We start from the raw sequence: 17,399 nt of genomic DNA on the forward strand, positions 1-17,399 counted from the left end.
TTTTATCCTTAAGCTAAGTAGCCTAATAAAGAACCTGATTTTAACTCGTCTCCAAGTCCTACATGAATTCGTGTATCTCTTGGCAATAAAATACTTATGGTTCCATTAATTAAAAAACCCATTTTATCTCCAACTGTCAAGCTATGAGATAAATTATCAAGCTTCAATTTTCTATCAAAAGAGCCTGCATATATCCGTAAAACAACATTAGATCCGTTACTTGAAGCAAAAATACTTACATTTTCATTCATTATTCTAGCGCTTTTTAATTCGCTGCATAAAAAAAGTCCATGCTTTAGCGCAATATCATTAATATCCATTTTAAAAGGAGTGTAAAAAGCTCCAGCATCATAAAAAGCATTTTTAATGCTTATTTCAACACTTTCACCTAAATATTTATCAAATGTATTTTCTATTCTAGTTATCCTGCCATCAATAGGTGATAATATAGCCTTACTATCATTGCATACCCTTACACGATTTGGGATTCTAAAAATAAACAAAAGTACCAATAAAAATAAAAAAAGAAGGACAGAAAAGCTATAAAATATCCAACAAATAACAAATAAGATAAAAACTATAGCTATAAACCAATGTCCTTCTTTAGCAATATATTTTCCCATTACTCTGCTTGTTTGCTTTCTTCTTTATGTTCTTCGTTTATTTCCTGCAAACGCGTAGGAAGATTGTTTTCATTTTCATAACTTTTGATAATATCTCTTACCTTAGCACCTTCTATGGTTTCTTCTTCATAAAGTGCTGCAACCATGGTTTCAATCGCACCCTTATAAGTATTTAAAGTGTCTTTAACATCTTTATAACGCTCATCCAAAGTCTTTTTAACATAATCATCTAAAGATTCAGCCATTTTTTCAGAATAATCTTTTATAGTTTGGCCACCTGTTAAAAAAGTATTTCTTTGCTTTTCAAGCACCATCAAGCCTGCAATTTCACTCATACCATACATTGAAATCATAGCCTTGATAATATCTGTTGCTCTTTCAAGGTCATTGCTTGCACCGGTAGAAATTTCGCCTATAAATACCTCTTCTGCAGCACGCCCGCCCAAAAGCACATCAACTTCGGCAATAAGCTCATGCTTTTGCATTAAAAATTTATTTTCTTCAGGCGTATTGAGTGTATAACCAAGTGCAGCAAGCCCTCTAGGAATCACAGAAACCTTACTAACGCGTTTTGCACCCTTTGTAGTTTCAGCAATTAAAGCATGTCCACATTCGTGATAAGTAATGATTTTCTTCTCTTTGTCGTTAATGCGACGTGATTTCTTTTCAAGGCCAGCTATAGCTCTTTCAACAGCTTCTACAAGATCATTTTGTTCTACATATTTTTTCGAATCCCTACCTGCTAAAAGCGCTGCTTCATTGATAATATTTGCAAGATCAGCTCCCGCAAGCCCTGCGGTTAAACGCGCTATATCTTCTACTTTAACCTTTGGAGAAATTTTCACATCTTTCATATGCACTTTTAAAATATCACATCTACCTTTAAAATCAGGCTTATCAACCAAAACTTGACGATCAAATCTTCCTGGTCTTAAAAGGGCCGCATCCAAAACTTCAGGTCTATTAGTAGCTGCTAAAACAATTACTGGAGAACTTTCAGTCCCAAAACCATCCATTTCAGCTAAAAGCTGATTTAAAGTTTGTTCTCTTTCATCATTGCCACCCATCATACCGCTTGCGGCACGACTTTTACCTATGGCATCAATTTCATCGATAAATATAATAGCCGGAGCTTCTTTTTTTGCATTTTCAAATAAATCCCTCACACGAGAAGCACCCACACCCACAAACATTTCTATAAAAGATGAACCCGAAACGCTAAAAAATGGCACATCAGCTTCACCCGCTACTGCTTTTGCTAATAATGTTTTTCCTGTGCCCGGAGGTCCTACAAGCAATAAACCTTTTGGAATTTTTGCACCAAGCTTAATGTATCTTTCTGGATATTTTAAAAAATCTACTATTTCCTTAACTTCTTCTTTTGCCTCTTCTACGCCCGCAACATCGTTAAATTTAACTTTTGGTTTTTCTGAATTTACAAGTTTTTTAGAGCTGCCTATACCAAGTATAGAACTTCCCATGTTTTTTTGCATACGACTTGCCAAAAACATCCAAATTCCAAAGAAAATAAATATAGGCAAAACCCAAGAAAATAAAATATCTGTAAACCAATTTGTTTCAGAATAAGCTCCATAAGCAATATTCTTACTATCAAGCAAGTTTACAAATTCAGGATCATTAACTTTTTTAGTAGTATAGACTGTATTTTGAGCACTAGAAACTGCTTTTATAGTAGTTTGTCCTATACTTACTTGATTGATCTGTCCACTTTCAATAAGTTTTTTGAGTTCAGAATAAGGTACATTTTTGCTAACCTCAGTTCCATTTAAAGCACCACCTAAAGATCCATTGCCATCAAAAAATCCCTTAAAGACAATTATCATAACAATAGCAAAAATCGCAAAAATAAAAATTGGATTCTTGTTGAAAAAGTTATTGCCCTGCGGATTACCCTTATTGTTAGGAGCATTGTTGTTATTATTCATCATTTTTCCTTTGTTTTATTTTTATATACCAAAGAGCACCATTCATTGATTTGCATTTCATCAATAAGCTCTAAATCCTGAAATTTTTCTTTTACTCTTGTTTTATACTTATCCAAAATTCCAGATAAGATAAGTATAGCATTATCTTCTAAATGCTTTTTAATATCTTTTTCTAAAATCAAAATCACATCAGCAATTATATTTGCAACCACCAAATCATATAATCCCTCTGCCTTATCTACAGAACCATGCCAAGCTTGTGCGAAATTTACATTATTTAACTTTGCATTGTCTAAGGCACTTTCAATAGCCAAATCATCAGTATCGCAAATTTCAACTTTGCATCCTAATTTTGCCATAACAATGGCTAAGATACCGCTTCCACAGCCTATATCTAAAGATCTTGAATTATTTTTAGCAAATTTTTGTAGAAATTTTACACAGCCATAAGTGCTTTCATGATGCCCAGAACCAAAAGCTAAAGCAGGATTGATTTTAATATTGAGATAATTTTCTTTTTCTTCTTGCCAAGTAGTATGAATATAAATATTATCAATTAAAATGGGCTTTATTCCTTTTTTATATTCTTCCACCCAGTCTTTATTTTCTTTTTTTTCAATGCTTTTATGAAGTATAATATTTTCTTTTAAATTGAATCTTTGACTTAATTTTTGGGCAAAAATTTCAATTGCCCAAGCAAGCTCTTCTAAATTTTCTTCCGAGCGTATATAAATACCATTATCTTTTTCTTCTATAGCGTCTACACCCAAATCGAAAACAAAATCAAGAAATAAATTTTTATACTGCTCTTGAATTTCAAGAAACAGTTCATAATAAAATTTTTGCATTAATTATTAAAAATTACTCAGCTTCAGAGTCTCCGTTGCCGGTACCTAAAACATCTTCAAGTTTTTCTTTTAATACTTGTGGAGTAAAAGGCTTAACTATATAATTGTTTACCCCTGCTTTTAAGGCAGTAATCACCTCAGCCTTGCCCCCTTCGGTAGTAACCATAATAATAGGCATATCTTCATATTTTTTTTCTGCTCTTACTTTTTTAACAAGCTCTAAGCCATTCATCTCAGGCATATTCCAATCAGTAATTAGAATTTTAATATCTTCGTTTTTTTCAAGTAAATCCCAAGCTTCAACTCCATGTTCAGCTTCAAGAACATCATTATGTCCGAGTCTTGTTAGGGTATTTTTTATAATCCTTCTCATAGTAGAACTGTCATCAACAACTAACAATTTCACAATTTCGTCCTTTCAAAATTTTCATAAATTTTATATATTGTATCCTTTTTAGCCTTATTAATCAAGTTTCTAAAAAATTTTAAAAGTGAATTATAGCATTTTTTACTATATTTTTCTTTAATTTTTTTTATAAAAATGATTGTTTTTTAATTTTTTAATCCAAAATTTCATAAAGAATTTCAGTAAAATCAAACTTTAATATATTAAAATAATATTAATTACCATCTTTATTATGATTAAATTCAGGAACTATTTCTTTTAAAATTTCAGCTATATTTTGGCAATCTTGCAATTTTTTAATATAATCATTTAAAATTTGAATATCCATCTTTTCATTTTTAGTAACAAAAATACTCTCATATTCTGTCTTTGCATCATTCTCATCGATTAGCAATTCTTCAAAAAGCTTTTCTCCACGTCTTAAACCTGTGATTTTTATCTCTAAGTCTTCTCGGTTGGATAGAATAAGCATTTTTTTAGCCAAGTCCATAATCTTAACCGGCTCGCCCATATCCAGCACAAAAAGCTCACCCCCTTTTGCGATAGCTCCAGCTTGCAAAACAAGCTGCACTGCTTCACTTACTAGCATAAAATAACGCACTATATCAGGGTGAGTTAAGGTTAATGGCTCATTATTTGCAATTTGAGCTTTAAATTTAGGTATCACACTTCCACTTGATCCTAAAACATTTCCAAAGCGCACACAAGAAACTTCAAAATTTTCATCACTCGAATTTAAGGTATAAAGCTCACATACTCTTTTAGTGCATCCCATGATATTTGTTGGACGTACCGCCTTATCTGTACTTATCATAACAAATTTTTTTACTTTATTTTTTTTAGCTACATCGCATAGAGTTTTAGTACCTACGATATTATTAAGCACAGCAGAATGCGGATTTTGCTCACAAAGAGGCACATGCTTATAAGCAGCTGCATGCAAGATCAATTCAGGCTTATACTCCTTAATAATCTCATCTAAACTTTGCTCGTCTAAAATACTAAGCAAAACAGGGGTAATTTTTTCTTTATATAAGCTTAAATCTTCATTAATCTTATAAAGATTAAATTCGCTATGATCAAGCATTATAAGATGTTTTGCACCAAATTTAATACACTGCTTACAAAGCTCACTTCCTATAGTTCCGCCTGCGCCACTTACCAAAACTACTTTATCTTTTAAAAATGAAGCCACAGCACTATCATCTAAATCTTTAGGTTTTCTAGCAAGCAAATCTTCTATGCTGATATCTCTTGCTTCATTTCTTGTAAAAGAAAAAATCTTAACATCACTGATTCCATAAGCAATAAGCTCTTCAAACAAAGCTTTAAGCTCAGCTTGATCTAGTTTTAAAGCTATAATAGCAGTTTTAACACCTTCATTGACATAATCTTTAATTTTACTTTTATCTTCAACGATAAATTTATCGCAATATGTTCCTATAAGCTCTCTTCTAGCATCTACAACACCCACAGGAAAAAGACCCAAAGAGCCTTCCTTTGCTCCCTTTAGCAAATGCAAAGCCTTTGAAGTAGCACCCACCACTATACAAGGAGTTTCTTCTTCTTTTGCGCGGGAAGGCTTAAAGTCTATAAGCATTCTTTTAGAAATTCTTAAAGTGCCTACAAACATATAAGAAAGAATAAGATCAATACCTATAACCGAACGCGGGAAAGGATTGAAAAAATCATCGTAAAAATAAAAGATCAACAAAAAACAAATTTCAGCCAAAACCAAAGCAAAAAATATCTTTCTTGCTTCACTTAAGGAAAAAAACCGCCATGCCACCTTATAAATTCTAAAAATAAATAAAAAAGCTATTTTTAAAACCAGTAAAATAAGTCCCGCTTTAATCATACCCTCATAAAAAATACTAGGAATTTCCCCGCTAAAACGCAAAGAAAAAGCTAAAAATATAGAGAGTATAAACAAAAATGCATCAAAACATAAGAAAAAAATCAGCCTTTTGCTTTTATAAAAATCCATCATCAAGCCTTTACGCTCTTGATAATAAGTTCTGAAATTTCACGCACATTGTCTTTACTCATCGCTGTGCCACTTGGCAAGCATATCCCTTTTTTAAAGAAGAACTCACTATTGCCATTTACATAAGCCTTGGCACCTTTGAAAACCTCTTGAGTATGCATAGCTTTCCAAAGTGGGCGTGTTTCAATTTGCTCTTTTTGCAAATCTGTTATAAGTTTTGAAATTTTTGGATGCAAAATCAAGTCTTTTTGCGAAATTTCTATACATTTTTGATAAGCATTCATTTCGTTTTTATCAAAATCAATCAAAGCCGTGCTTAACCAGCGATTGCTTCTTGAATTTTCAAGCTCATCTAAAAAGACAAAACTATCACCTAAAAATTCTTTATACCACTCATAAATTTCTCTTTTTTTTAGCACTCTTTGTTCTAAAACTTCCATTTGCGCCACGCCAATAGCGCCTAAAACATTACTCAAGCGGTAATTATAACCATAATCTAAATGTTCATAATGCAAACAATTTTCCCTTGCCTGAGTGCTGTAAAATCTCGCTCTTTCGATTTTTTGCTTATCTTTACCTATAAGCATACCACCGCCTGAAGTGGTGATGATTTTATTTCCATTATAAGAATAAGCTCCAAATTCTCCAAAAGTTCCTAAAGCCCTACCCTTGTAAAAACTTCCCAAAGCCTCGGCGGCATCTTCGATTAAAATAATATTTTCTTTTTCGCAAATTTGGACGATCTCATCCATTTTGGCCGCATTGCCATAAAGATGAGTTAAAATTAAGGCTTTTGGTTTTTTTTCGCTCTCTTTAATAGCAAGCTTTAATAGATCAATATCTATATTAAAAGTCTCATCACAATCAATAAAAACAGGTTTTGCCTTAAGATAGCAAATAGGAGCCACTGAAGCAATAAAAGTAAAAGATGAAGCTAAAACAATATCATCTTGCTCCACTCCTGCTACTCTTAAAGCCAAGTGCAAAGCGGCCGTAGCTGAATTTAGCGCCAAAGCATTTTCGCATTGAGCGTAATCTTTAACACTTTCTTCAAAACGATTTACAAATTCGCCCAAAGGAGCTATATAATTGCTTTTAAATACTTCTTCTATATATTTTAACTCATTGCCACCCATGTGCGGAGGAGAAAGAAAAAACCTCATTTTTTATCCTTTATTATAAACAGTGATTTTACTAAGATGATGTATTTTATCTAAAATAATTTACTAAGTATCAAACATTAAAAATTCTTTTGCAATCAAAGCTTATTTTTATTATATCTTAAGATTAAAAGTAATTTTTTAAGGATTAAAATATCTACATTCTTTTTGCAGGCACTCCCACAAAAACACCCTTTTCGCTTTGACTTTTCACTAAAGTCGCCCCACCCCCTAAAATGCTATCATCTGCCAAACTTAAATTTGGCAAAACACAAGAATTAATCCCTAAAAAACAATTTTTGCCAATTTTGACATTTCCTGCACACTTAGCCCCAACGCTTATATGGGAAAACTCACCCACCTCACATTCATGCTCTATCACGCTTGAAGTATTTAAAATCACGCCTTTTTTGATTTTTGCTTTTGCATTTACTACCACATAAGGCATTATTAAAATTCCAGCATCTTCTGTTATATCCGCACTTTGGCTAATAATCGCACTTTTGTGGATAAGATTTACGATCTTAAAGCCACTGTCTGAAATTTGGTTAAAAAGCTTTTTTCTTATTTCATTATTTCCAATAGCTATGAAAATATCATATTTTGGCAAAGAGCTTTCAAATTTTTTACCCTTAAAATCATCTAAAAAAATACATTCTTTATAGCCCAAATTCGTAGCGACATCAGCACAAACAAGCCCATGTCCGCTCGCACCATAAATGTAAATTTTTTCAGTTCTTGCCATTAAATTTCTCCGTTGTAACATGACCTTCTTTGCTTACTCCGCTTCTTTTTAAAACCTTTAAGGCTGTTAAGAACATGATTTTTAAATCTAGTAGAAAAGAAATATTTTTTACATAATACACATCAAGTTCAAATTTTTTTTGCCAAGAAATCGCATTTCTACCATTTACCTGTGCCCATCCTGTGATACCAGGACGCACTTTATGGCGGAGTTTTTGCTCTTCATTGTAAAGGGGTAAGTATTCTACTAAAAGAGGTCTTGGACCCACAAAACTCATATCACCCTTTAATACATTAAAAAGCTGTAAAAGCTCATCTAAGCTTAAACTTCTAACAATCTTCCCAAAAGCCTTCAAACGCAACTCATCACTTAAGAGCTCACCCTTTTCATCTCTTTCATCACTCATGGTTTTAAATTTATAAATTTTAAAAATTTTTTCATTTAAACCTGGACGATTTTGAGTAAAAATCACACTACCTTGAGTTATTTTTAAAAGCAAAGCAGTGATTAAAATAAGAGGCGAAAAAAGCACCAAAAGAAACAAAGCCAAAACAAAATCAAAAATTCTTTTTATCCATTTCTCATACATTTTTAATCACCCTATCATAAAGTTCTAAATAACGCTGCGCGATAACATTTTCATCGTATTGTAAAGCATCCTTAGCTGCATTTTTACCTAGATTGATTCTTAAACTTTCATCTTCTAATAAAACTTGTATTTTTTCTATTAAATCTTTACTATCTTTGGTCTTAGCCCAAAGCCCATCATAAGCATTTGAAATTGCCTCAACACAACCCTCACAATCACTTACTACAATAACTTTGCCACAAGCTTTCGCCTCTAAAACACTTACTGGAAATCCTTCTTTATAGCTTGGCAAAACAAAGATATCGCAATTTTGCAAAAGTTCTACTATATCACTTCTAGCACCCAAATAAAAAACCTTGCCTGAATTTAAAAATTCCAAACTCGCACAAGAAGGATTATCATCTCTTCCGCCCACTAAAACAAAATTTACCCTATCTTTTAAATACTCTGCACTTTCATAAAATTCTTTTACACCTTTATGCCACAAAGCCCTAGCTATCATCAAAACAATAGGCTTTTCATCAATTTTTAAATTTTGCCAAAAAGCTTTTTTAGCTTCTTGCTCCACTCTCATAGGAAAGAATTTTTTAAGATTGATACCCACGGATTTAATCACGCAAATTTTATTTTCCTTAAGTCCTAAATTTCGCATAAAATCCGCATTAGCTTGATTTACAAAGATGAAAGAATCAGCGATTTTAAAACTAAGTTTATAAAGAGTATTGATAACAAAACGCACTAAATTTGCTTTAAAACCCTTGTCTATATAAAAAGATCCAAGTCCCTCAACAAGACCGATTTTATAAGGAATTTTGGCATATTTTGCAGCTATTAAACCAAAGGTATTGCTCTTATGAGCTCCACTTTGCAAAAGATCCAAATTTAAGTTTTTTAAAACATTTTTAAGATGTAAAAAATTTTTAAAAACAATTAAAGGATTTAAACTCGCTCTTGAAAGCTCATAAACAACGATATTTAAATTTAAAGCCTTTAATTTTTCAGTATATTCATCTTGTGGCACTATGACAAAAACCTCATCTCCTCTTGCAATAAAAGCTTTAATTATAGGCAATCTAAAATGATATATACTTGCTCCTGCGTGAGTTAAAAAGCCTACTCTCATTGTAAAAACCTTTAAATTTTGAGTTTAAAAACTTTTGCATCTCTAGCATTAATCACTAAATCATACAAATTTTTATCATAATTTCCAAGGAAAAACATTTGCACATAAGCACTATTAAACATAGTTTTATCCATTAAAATAAACTGAGCATAAGGTATGGTGCTATCTTTAAGATAAAAAATATAAAATTGAGCCATATCATCAATAGGAGTGATTTTATATTCACCTTGTTTGATAGAATTAATCTCTATGATACTATTTACGGATATAGTACTATTATTTATTTTAAAACTTCTAAAATCATCACTTAATACAATACCATTGCTAAGATAAATTTCTCCATTTTTAACATCAAGTGGATAAGCTGCACTAAAAGTAAAAGGTTTATTTATCTCACCTGTCTCCAAATCCACAAAAGAAAAACTAGCCACAGTTGAAAAAATCAAAGACATTCTAGCTGGCATATAGATATACACATCGCGTGTTTTTGGCGTATTGATTTTAAAATCAGGCTTGGAAAGCGAAGCTAAAAACAAATCCACATTATTTTGATTATAATCTTTCATCATGGCTTGTAAAAGATCATTTTTTAAAATATCATTTAAAGGGGCGTAAAAACTTTTTTCTGTGTATTCTACACTAAGTCTTGCCATATTTGCAGCAGCCACTTGATCTTTACTTAGAACAAAAGATGGGAAAAAATTATCCTTGCCTAAATGCTTACCCCCATCAGCCAAAGTTTTAACATCGCTGTAATACCTAATAGGATATCCATAATCCCACCAAGCTACTACATAATCTTCTCTTTGTGCAATTTTTTTAAGCTCATCTAATTTCGTAGCCTCATTTTGAGAAAAAACAGTTGGTGCTTTATAATTGTTGATATGATAGAACATAGGAATTAAACTTAAAAAAGTAAAAATAAAAACGCCTATATTGGCCCACCAATAGGTATTATTGTTTTTTTGTTTTCTTTCTTGCAAAAGACTCATTAAAAAACCAAATCCAAGTGCTAAAACAGGTACTGCATAAATAGTAAAACGAAGTCCACTCTTAAGTGCTAAAAATCCTAAAGCTAACATCGGCAAAGCCAAAATCATACTTTTATGTTTTCTAACAAGGAAAATAAAGCCGATTAAAGATACAAAAAATACAAGCTCGCTTCCGCTAATCCTTTGCATAAAAATACTTAAATCTATACTTTCTACCTCTTGTATGGTTTGATTTACATTAAAATACATAAAACCTTGAGCCAAATTTGCACTCTCATCACTTCTAAAAATATAAAATTTAAGTTGATAGAGTATAGGATCAATTCCACCGCTTAGTATCAAAAATACCAAAGTTGCCAAACCTAAAATTCCAAGCAAAGCAAAGCTAAAACGCTTATTTTGCAAAACAAAAAGACTAAAAAGTATGACAATGATGGCGCTTTGATAAAACCAAGGTATATTTGAAAGTGTGATAGAAGCTAGGATAATAGCCATATAAAGTGTTTTTTCTTTTATATGAAAAACCAAGGTATAAATAAAGAAAAGTCCTAGTAAAGCAACATTTAAAGTATAGCTTGATGGATACCACCAAAGATAAATTCCTACAAACAAAGGCAGTGCTATTAAAGATAATAAATCTTTTTTCAAAATCAGCCTTATCATAAAGAAAACTATCATCATTGCAAGAACTATAACAAGCATATCAGTATCATAATATCCGCTCATCGTGCGATTATAATAGCTATTAGCTATACTGGCTAGCAATGCTGCAACAAACCCCATTAAAGGGCGTTTGTATTCATTAGCAATCAAAATCAAAGGTATAACCACCAAAGAAGATAAAAAAGTACTGATATATATAAAAATGCTTTCTAAAGAAAAAGGAGTTATTTTATAAAACCAATATGTGAGCGTTGAAAGCGAAGAACCATAATAACTCAAATCATTAGGTTGATGAAAACCCGCTATCATATCTCTTGCACCCTCTGCAAAAGCATATCCATCATTTGAGATAATCATAAGCTCGTTATTGAAAAAATATTCATTAAACTCACTTGCCCAAAAAATCCAATAAAACCTACATAAAACACTAAAGACATACGCTAAAATTATAAAAGCCAATAAAATAAAAGTTGGGTTTTTAAAGTATTCTTTTTTTAACATATCTTATCCTAATAAATATTTTAAAGCATTGCGTGCGATTTTTGCTTTATCAAAATCAAGAGCCCTATCCTTGGCCTTTTTCTTATAAGCTTTTCTTAAATTTTCATCCTCGAGCATTGTTTTTAAGCCCATAAACATAGAATTTTCATTATTTACTTCTACTAAAAGTCCAAATTCATCATCTCCAAAAAGCTCTCTTGCACCACTTCTATGATCAGTGCAAACCACCGCACAGCCACAAGCTAGACTTTCGATTAAAACATTTGAAAAACCCTCAAACACAGAAGCAAAAGCAAAAAATTCACACTTAGACATATATTTGTAAGGATTATTATCAAAGCCCAAAAGCAAAACTTTATCTTCTAAATTCAAGTCTTTAATCAAAGCCAAAAGCTCATCTTTTAGCACCCCCTCGCCTAAAATCACAAGCTTTAAATCTGTTTTTAATCTCGCATAAGCACGGATAAGCAAGGCATGATTTTTACCCTCATCAAGCCTTCCCACGCTTAAAATAAATTTATCCTTTAAGCTTATATCTTCAAGTGCTTTTTGTTCTATTTTTTCCAAATCTATAGCATTGTATAAAATTTCACATTTTGCTTTGTCAATTTTAAAATTACACAATAAATCTTCTAAATTTCCCTTAGAATTAGGCAAAATCAAATCAGCCCTTGGGTAAAGCAAAGTAATCAAAAGTTTATTGGCTAAAGAATTGAAATTGTTTTTAGCATACATCACGCTTGGAGTGGTACATTCGTTGATTACAAGGCGAGTTTTGTTGCCAAATATTTTTGCCATCAATGCAATATAATTAGGCCTATTTAAAAAAACAAATTCTGTATCGATATTTAATTTTTGGCAAAGTTTTTTATATTTTAAAGCTAAAAAAGGAAGTTTTAAAAATTTTAAAATAGGATTTTCACTAGGTTTTGAACGCTCTAAAAAATGGATTTTGCATTCAGAAATTTCATAAGAAATTTTATCATTCATTAAAATCAAATACACTTCAAATTTCAAACTTAAAATCGGAAGTAAAGTTGCCACTACTCTTTCAGCACCCCCACTTCCTAAAGAATAAATAAAAATCGCTAATTTTTGCATAAAGCCACCCGAATTTTTGATAGTTTTTCAATCATTTTACTTGGAATTATACTTAAAGTAAGTAATATCAAAGCAGGAGCATTGATTTTAATGCTCAAACTTTTAAACAAACAATGATAAAGTGCTTTATAATTTGCACTTAATTTTGCATAATACGCTGCCATTTTATAATAACTCGCACAAGTTTTTCTATAATCATCATCCCCAGAAGCTTTTAACTCATTTTCTAAAATTTTCGCAAGCTCTAAATACCCCAAATGCACCCTATGAGCATTTTTACTCGCTCCTAGCGTGACACTATCTTTTCTAAAAACACGATAAATTCTAAAAGCTTTATGGATATAAAAACTTTTTTCTTCGTATAAATTCACCCAAAGCGTAGCTTCGTTGCCATAAAATTCCTCGTTAAAACGCTTATTTTTAAGCAAAGAAGCCTTAAAAACAGAAAAAAATTCCCCACTAAAACGCTGCATTAAAAAATCTTTCTTAGAAATTTCATCCTCTTTTTGCAAACCTTTACCGCTAAACTCATCACTTAAAATTCCTTCTTTTTCTATAACGCAATTTCCAAAAACATGAGAATAACCCTCATCTACTTTTTGCATTAAAACACCCAAAGCATAGGGTAAAAGCTCATCATCATCATCTAAAAAGGTTATAAATTCACCACTTGCTTTATCCAAGCCATTGTTTTTATTGCCATTAGGGCCTTGTTTGTAGTTTTGATTTAAAAAATACTTAATGCGTTTATCACTTTTTTGCAAATTCTCTACAACGCTTTTAGTATCATCACTAGAATTATCATCGCTTATAATGATTTCTAAGTCTTTAAAGTCTTGATTTAAGATACTCTGAACTGCCTTTTGAAGTAATGAAGAACGATTAAAAGTAGGAACTATAACAGAAAGTTTAGGCATTTTTAACCTCATCAATAAGCTCAAGCCATTGCTTTTTAATATGAGAAATTTCAAAATCTTCACATCTTTTTTTAGCATTTATAACGATATTTTTTCTTAGTTGCTCATCTTTTAATACAAGCTCAAGCTTTCTAGCCAAAGCTATTTCATCATCACAACCCACTAAAAATCCATCCTTATTATCGTTAATTAAGTCCTTAGCTCCATTATAATAAGAAGTTGAAATTCTACACACTTCAAAATACAAACTCTCGATCAAAACCGTTGGCAAACCCTCAACAAAAGAACAAAGACAAAGTACTTTAGCCTTTTCATAGAGCGCTTTTACATTTTCAACACGCCCTAAAAACTTCACTCTTATGCCTAAAGATTTTGCCTTATATTCAAGCTCTTGTCTTAATTCCCCATCACCAGCCACAACAAATTCATAATCCTCTTGCAATTTTTTATCTAAATGCGCTATGGCTTTTAAAAACATTTGAGGGTTTTTATTTTGATCTAAACGACCTATAAAAAGCACCGAATTTTCTTTTTCAAAATGCTCATTTAAAGAAATTTCTGTGCTAAAATGACAAGGATTAGGCAAAAGTTTTACCCTTTTTACAAATTTTTCATAATAAATTTTATCACTACTTCCAAGCACGGTCAAAGCATCGCAAAAAGGATAACTCAAGCGTCTTAAAAAACGCCAAATTTTAGATTTTAAATAAGCTTCATTACTATGTTCACTTATGATTAATGGGGTTTTTAATCCTATCTTAGCAAAAATACAAGCAATATTTGTCGTATCTAAAAAAGAGATAAAAACATCGCTTTCATTTTCTTTTAAAGCTTTTCTTAATGCCAGATATTTTTTAAAACGGCTTGCGATTTTATGATATAAAGTGTCAAATCTAAATTGCTCTAAAGTTATAAGTTTGATATTTTCTTCAAGTTTATAAAAAGAATCGCCCACATGAAATTTGATGATACTTACTTCATGCTGAGTGCAAAGCGCATTTGCTAAAGTCGCTAAAACACGCTCAGCACCTCCTGAATTTAAAGTGGCTATGATAAAAGTTATTTTCACTTTTTATCCTCCTTAAAAAGTTTGCCATGTTCTAAACGATAGATGCTATCACAACGCGTGATGGTTGAAAGACGGTGCGCAATAATAATCATGGTTTTGTCTTTAGAAATCTTATAAATTTCATCCATAATCCTTGCTTCGCTTTCAGTATCAAGCGCAGAAGTAGCCTCATCAAGAACTAGAATTTCAGGATCTAGGTACAAAGCTCTTGCGATGGCTATGCGTTGCTTTTGTCCACCGCTTAAATTACTCCCACCATCGCCTACTTTTGTTTGCACTCCTTGGGGTAAATTTTTCACAAAATGTTCTAAATTAGCTTGCTTAATCACCCTTTGAAGTTTTTCTTCATCTACTTCATCTCCAAAGCTGATATTTTTAGCAATGCTGTCATTAAAAAGATAGATATTTTGCGGGATATAACCTATTTTTTGGCGATAATTCTTAACATTTTTCATATTTAATTCATTTTTATCTACAAGCACCCTACCCTCTCTAGGACTTAAAAGTCCTATGATTATATCCACTAAAGTGCTTTTTCCACAACCACTTTCTCCTATAAATGCGATCTTTTCGCCTTTTTTTATACTTAAATTTAAACAAGTAAATAAATTCTTTTTGTCTTTATATCCAAAACTTAAATTTTCTAGTCTTAATTCTTTATCAAAATCAATTTTTTCTTCACCCAAACTCTCTTCTTTTTGCTTTAAAATTTGATAAATAATATCTAAAGAAGAGCGATAATAAAGTAAATCATGATAGCTTGTAATGATACGATTTGCACTTGGCATCAAGCGATAAAGCGCTAAAACAAAAATGGAAATAGTCGCTAAAATTCCGGATATATCGCTTTGATTTTTAAATACTAAAAAAACCACTATAAAAACAAGTACACAAAAGCCAACCCCTTCAAGATAAATTCTTGGCATGGCACTTACGCTTTCATTGGTGATATTTGCCTTAGCAAAAATCTCGCTTTGAGTTTTAAAAAGATTTAAAACGCCATCTTCTTTGGTTTTGAGCTTTATTAATTTAAAATTATTTAAATTTATATTAAGAATTTCAAAAAAATTCTTCATCGCTTCTTCGCGTTTAAGACCTGCTTTTTTAACGATAGGACTAAGAACTTTGATCAAGATAAAAGCATTTATAATCATAAAAAGACTTAAAAATAAAGTGATTTTATAATTTACTAAAAGCATGAGAGTGTAAAGTAAAAGCACGACAAAAATTTCACTCATCATCAGCAAAAATGATGAAATCATAGTGCTTAGATTGTAAACTTCTCCGGTAATAGACTTTAGAATTTCGGATTGATTTTTTTGAGTAAAATTTTCATAATCTGTATTTAAAAATTTTGCAAAAACTTTATAAGCGATAGCATGATACCTACCCTTTGAAAAGCGGGCTAAGAGGTGAAAATAATAACTATTTAACAAAGCGCGCAAAACATAAAAGACAATAAGCACAACACCAAAATAAACTATAATCTCAAAAACAGGTAAAGCAAGATAGTCTTTAAGCTGGATTAAATACTTATTTCTATCAAAATAAGAAAAATCACTAGCCAAAGTAATAAAAGGCATCACTAAAGAAATAGCAAAACTTTCTATAAAAGAAATAAAAACCGAAAAAAGCAGTAAAGAGAATAAAAATTTTTTATCCTCTTTACTCAAAATAAAAAATATTTTTTTTAGCACTGCTTTTCCCAATCAAATGCAGATTTGCAAATAAGATCCAAATCATCAAATTTAGGCTGCCAAGAAGTAAGATTTCTAATCTTGCTTGCATCAGAAATCAAAACTGAAGGATCACCTGCACGGCGTGGGGCAAGCTCGACTTTAAAATCCACCCCACTTACTCTTTTCATCGCATCAATAACCTCTTTTACACTAAAACCATGACCATAGCCCACATTAAAAATATTGCTTTCATTATTTTCTAGATAATCCAATGCCGCCAAATGAGCACTTGAAATATCATCTACATGGATAAAATCTCTTATACAAGTGCCATCTTTTGTATCATAATCATCACCAAATATAAAAAGCTTATCGCGTTTTCCTGCTGCGCATTCTGCTGCTACTTTGATAAGCAAAGTCGCTTTAGGATAGCGCTGTCCTAATTTATAATCCATACAAGCACCTGCAACATTAAAATATCTTAAAATACAGTATTTAAATTCAGGATGAGCCATATTTGCATCACGCAAAACCTCTTCACTCATAAGCTTGCTGCGTCCATAAGGATTGATAGGTGCTAAAGGACTATTCTCGCTTACAACAGGGGTTGTAGGTTCGCCATAAGTAGCTGCTGTAGAAGAAAAGATAAATTTACCCACCCCTGTTTGGATACAAGTTTGGATTAAATTGGTTGTATTAATCGTGTTATTCATATAGTATTTTAAAGGATTTTGCATGCTTTCAAACACTTCAATACTCGCTGCAAAATGCACCACTGCATCAAATTTTTCCCTTTCAAAAAGTGCTTTTACGCCTTCAAAATCACTTAAATCTTGCTCAAAAAATTTAAATTCTCTTATATTTTGCAAATCTTCTATTGCGATTTTAGAACCCTTAGAAAGATTATCTAAAACGCAAATTTCATGATTTGTTTTTAAAAACTGCCTTAAAGTATGAGAGCCGATGTAACCTGCACCACCACTAATAAGAATTTTCATTTTTTACCTCGATGATTTAAAATTAGAAATCAATTTTAATATATTTATTTTA

Annotated in this window: 15 protein-coding genes; all 15 read right to left on the reverse strand. The window is 31.5% G+C overall.

All coding sequences use genetic code 11. The features are described from left to right. Positions 1–8: 8 nt before the first annotated feature. Positions 9–623 (reverse strand): phosphatidylserine decarboxylase, encoded by a 615-nt coding sequence (locus CCO88_RS06995; RefSeq protein WP_002780656.1) that lies wholly within the window; start codon positions 621–623, stop codon positions 9–11. Further along, positions 623–2,569: an ATP-dependent zinc metalloprotease FtsH gene (ftsH, locus tag CCO88_RS07000; protein WP_002812815.1), complete on the reverse strand. Its 1,947-nt coding sequence runs from the start codon at positions 2,567–2,569 to the stop codon at positions 623–625. Before ftsH ends, CCO88_RS06995 begins: the two co-directional genes overlap by 1 nt. After that, entirely contained in the window at positions 2,569–3,417 is an 849-nt protein-coding gene (locus CCO88_RS07005) for a 50S ribosomal protein L11 methyltransferase (protein WP_002777195.1), read from the reverse strand. The genes ftsH and CCO88_RS07005 overlap by 1 nt, the downstream gene beginning before the upstream one ends. A gap of 13 nt (positions 3,418–3,430) precedes the next feature. Further along, entirely contained in the window at positions 3,431–3,823 is a 393-nt protein-coding gene (locus tag CCO88_RS07010) for a chemotaxis response regulator CheY (RefSeq protein ID WP_002777196.1), read from the reverse strand. A gap of 214 nt (positions 3,824–4,037) precedes the next feature. Further along, a complete protein-coding gene (gene pglF / locus CCO88_RS07015; RefSeq protein WP_002839893.1) occupies positions 4,038–5,810 on the reverse strand; it encodes a UDP-N-acetylglucosamine 4,6-dehydratase (configuration-retaining) in 1,773 nt (590 codons plus the stop codon). A gap of 2 nt (positions 5,811–5,812) precedes the next feature. Continuing rightward, complete coding sequence (gene pglE / locus CCO88_RS07020) at positions 5,813–6,973, reverse strand: UDP-N-acetylbacillosamine transaminase (protein WP_002780652.1); 1,161 nt, start codon at positions 6,971–6,973, stop codon at positions 5,813–5,815. 154 nt (positions 6,974–7,127) lie between these two features. Next, the gene (gene pglD / locus CCO88_RS07025) at positions 7,128–7,715 is read right to left on the reverse strand and encodes a UDP-N-acetylbacillosamine N-acetyltransferase (protein ID WP_002786288.1); all 588 of its coding nucleotides are present in this window, start codon (positions 7,713–7,715) and stop codon (positions 7,128–7,130) included. After that, a complete protein-coding gene (pglC, locus tag CCO88_RS07030; RefSeq protein WP_002777206.1) occupies positions 7,702–8,304 on the reverse strand; it encodes an undecaprenyl phosphate N,N'-diacetylbacillosamine 1-phosphate transferase in 603 nt (200 codons plus the stop codon). The genes pglD and pglC overlap by 14 nt, the downstream gene beginning before the upstream one ends. Next, positions 8,297–9,427: a N,N'-diacetylbacillosaminyl-diphospho-undecaprenol alpha-1,3-N-acetylgalactosaminyltransferase gene (gene pglA, locus CCO88_RS07035; protein WP_002839895.1), complete on the reverse strand. Its 1,131-nt coding sequence runs from the start codon at positions 9,425–9,427 to the stop codon at positions 8,297–8,299. Before pglA ends, pglC begins: the two co-directional genes overlap by 8 nt. Before the next feature lie 11 nt (positions 9,428–9,438). Beyond that, positions 9,439–11,583 (reverse strand): STT3 domain-containing protein, encoded by a 2,145-nt coding sequence (locus CCO88_RS07040; protein ID WP_002839896.1) that lies wholly within the window; start codon positions 11,581–11,583, stop codon positions 9,439–9,441. 3 nt (positions 11,584–11,586) lie between these two features. Continuing rightward, positions 11,587–12,684, reverse strand: a complete 1,098-nt coding sequence (gene pglJ / locus CCO88_RS07045; protein WP_002780644.1) for an N-acetylgalactosamine-N,N'-diacetylbacillosaminyl-diphospho-undecaprenol 4-alpha-N-acetylgalactosaminyltransferase — start codon at positions 12,682–12,684, stop codon at positions 11,587–11,589. Further along, positions 12,672–13,601: a GalNAc(5)-diNAcBac-PP-undecaprenol beta-1,3-glucosyltransferase gene (gene pglI / locus CCO88_RS07050; RefSeq protein ID WP_002780643.1), complete on the reverse strand. Its 930-nt coding sequence runs from the start codon at positions 13,599–13,601 to the stop codon at positions 12,672–12,674. Before pglI ends, pglJ begins: the two co-directional genes overlap by 13 nt. After that, positions 13,594–14,670 (reverse strand): GalNAc-alpha-(1->4)-GalNAc-alpha-(1->3)-diNAcBac-PP-undecaprenol alpha-1,4-N-acetyl-D-galactosaminyltransferase, encoded by a 1,077-nt coding sequence (gene pglH, locus CCO88_RS07055; RefSeq protein WP_002780642.1) that lies wholly within the window; start codon positions 14,668–14,670, stop codon positions 13,594–13,596. The genes pglI and pglH overlap by 8 nt, the downstream gene beginning before the upstream one ends. Next, positions 14,667–16,367, reverse strand: a complete 1,701-nt coding sequence (gene pglK / locus CCO88_RS07060) for a BC-type lipopolysaccharide transporter PglK (RefSeq protein WP_002777215.1) — start codon at positions 16,365–16,367, stop codon at positions 14,667–14,669. Before pglK ends, pglH begins: the two co-directional genes overlap by 4 nt. Continuing rightward, positions 16,361–17,347: a UDP-glucose 4-epimerase GalE gene (galE, locus tag CCO88_RS07065; RefSeq protein WP_002786297.1), complete on the reverse strand. Its 987-nt coding sequence runs from the start codon at positions 17,345–17,347 to the stop codon at positions 16,361–16,363. The genes pglK and galE overlap by 7 nt, the downstream gene beginning before the upstream one ends. Positions 17,348–17,399 lie beyond the last annotated feature (52 nt).

It is taken from the genome of Campylobacter coli LMG 9860 (genome assembly GCF_000254135.1).
GTDB classification, from domain to species: domain Bacteria; phylum Campylobacterota; class Campylobacteria; order Campylobacterales; family Campylobacteraceae; genus Campylobacter_D; species Campylobacter_D coli.

Bases quoted from the DNA above. Each gene is read 5' to 3' on its own strand.
- CCO88_RS06995 (WP_002780656.1), bottom strand. From the start codon at position 623: ATGGGAAAATATATTGCTAAAGAAGGACATTGGTTTATAGCTATAGTT.
- ftsH (WP_002812815.1), bottom strand. From the start codon at position 2,569: ATGAATAATAACAACAATGCTCCTAACAATAAGGGTAATCCGCAGGGC.
- CCO88_RS07005 (WP_002777195.1), bottom strand. From the start codon at position 3,417: ATGCAAAAATTTTATTATGAACTGTTTCTTGAAATTCAAGAGCAGTAT.
- pglF (WP_002839893.1), bottom strand. From the start codon at position 5,810: ATGGATTTTTATAAAAGCAAAAGGCTGATTTTTTTCTTATGTTTTGAT.
- pglE (WP_002780652.1), bottom strand. From the start codon at position 6,973: ATGAGGTTTTTTCTTTCTCCTCCGCACATGGGTGGCAATGAGTTAAAA.
- pglD (WP_002786288.1), bottom strand. From the start codon at position 7,715: ATGGCAAGAACTGAAAAAATTTACATTTATGGTGCGAGCGGACATGGG.
- pglC (WP_002777206.1), bottom strand. From the start codon at position 8,304: ATGTATGAGAAATGGATAAAAAGAATTTTTGATTTTGTTTTGGCTTTG.
- pglA (WP_002839895.1), bottom strand. From the start codon at position 9,427: ATGAGAGTAGGCTTTTTAACTCACGCAGGAGCAAGTATATATCATTTT.
- CCO88_RS07040 (WP_002839896.1), bottom strand. From the start codon at position 11,583: ATGTTAAAAAAAGAATACTTTAAAAACCCAACTTTTATTTTATTGGCT.
- pglJ (WP_002780644.1), bottom strand. From the start codon at position 12,684: ATGCAAAAATTAGCGATTTTTATTTATTCTTTAGGAAGTGGGGGTGCT.
- pglI (WP_002780643.1), bottom strand. From the start codon at position 13,601: ATGCCTAAACTTTCTGTTATAGTTCCTACTTTTAATCGTTCTTCATTA.
- galE (WP_002786297.1), bottom strand. From the start codon at position 17,347: ATGAAAATTCTTATTAGTGGTGGTGCAGGTTACATCGGCTCTCATACT.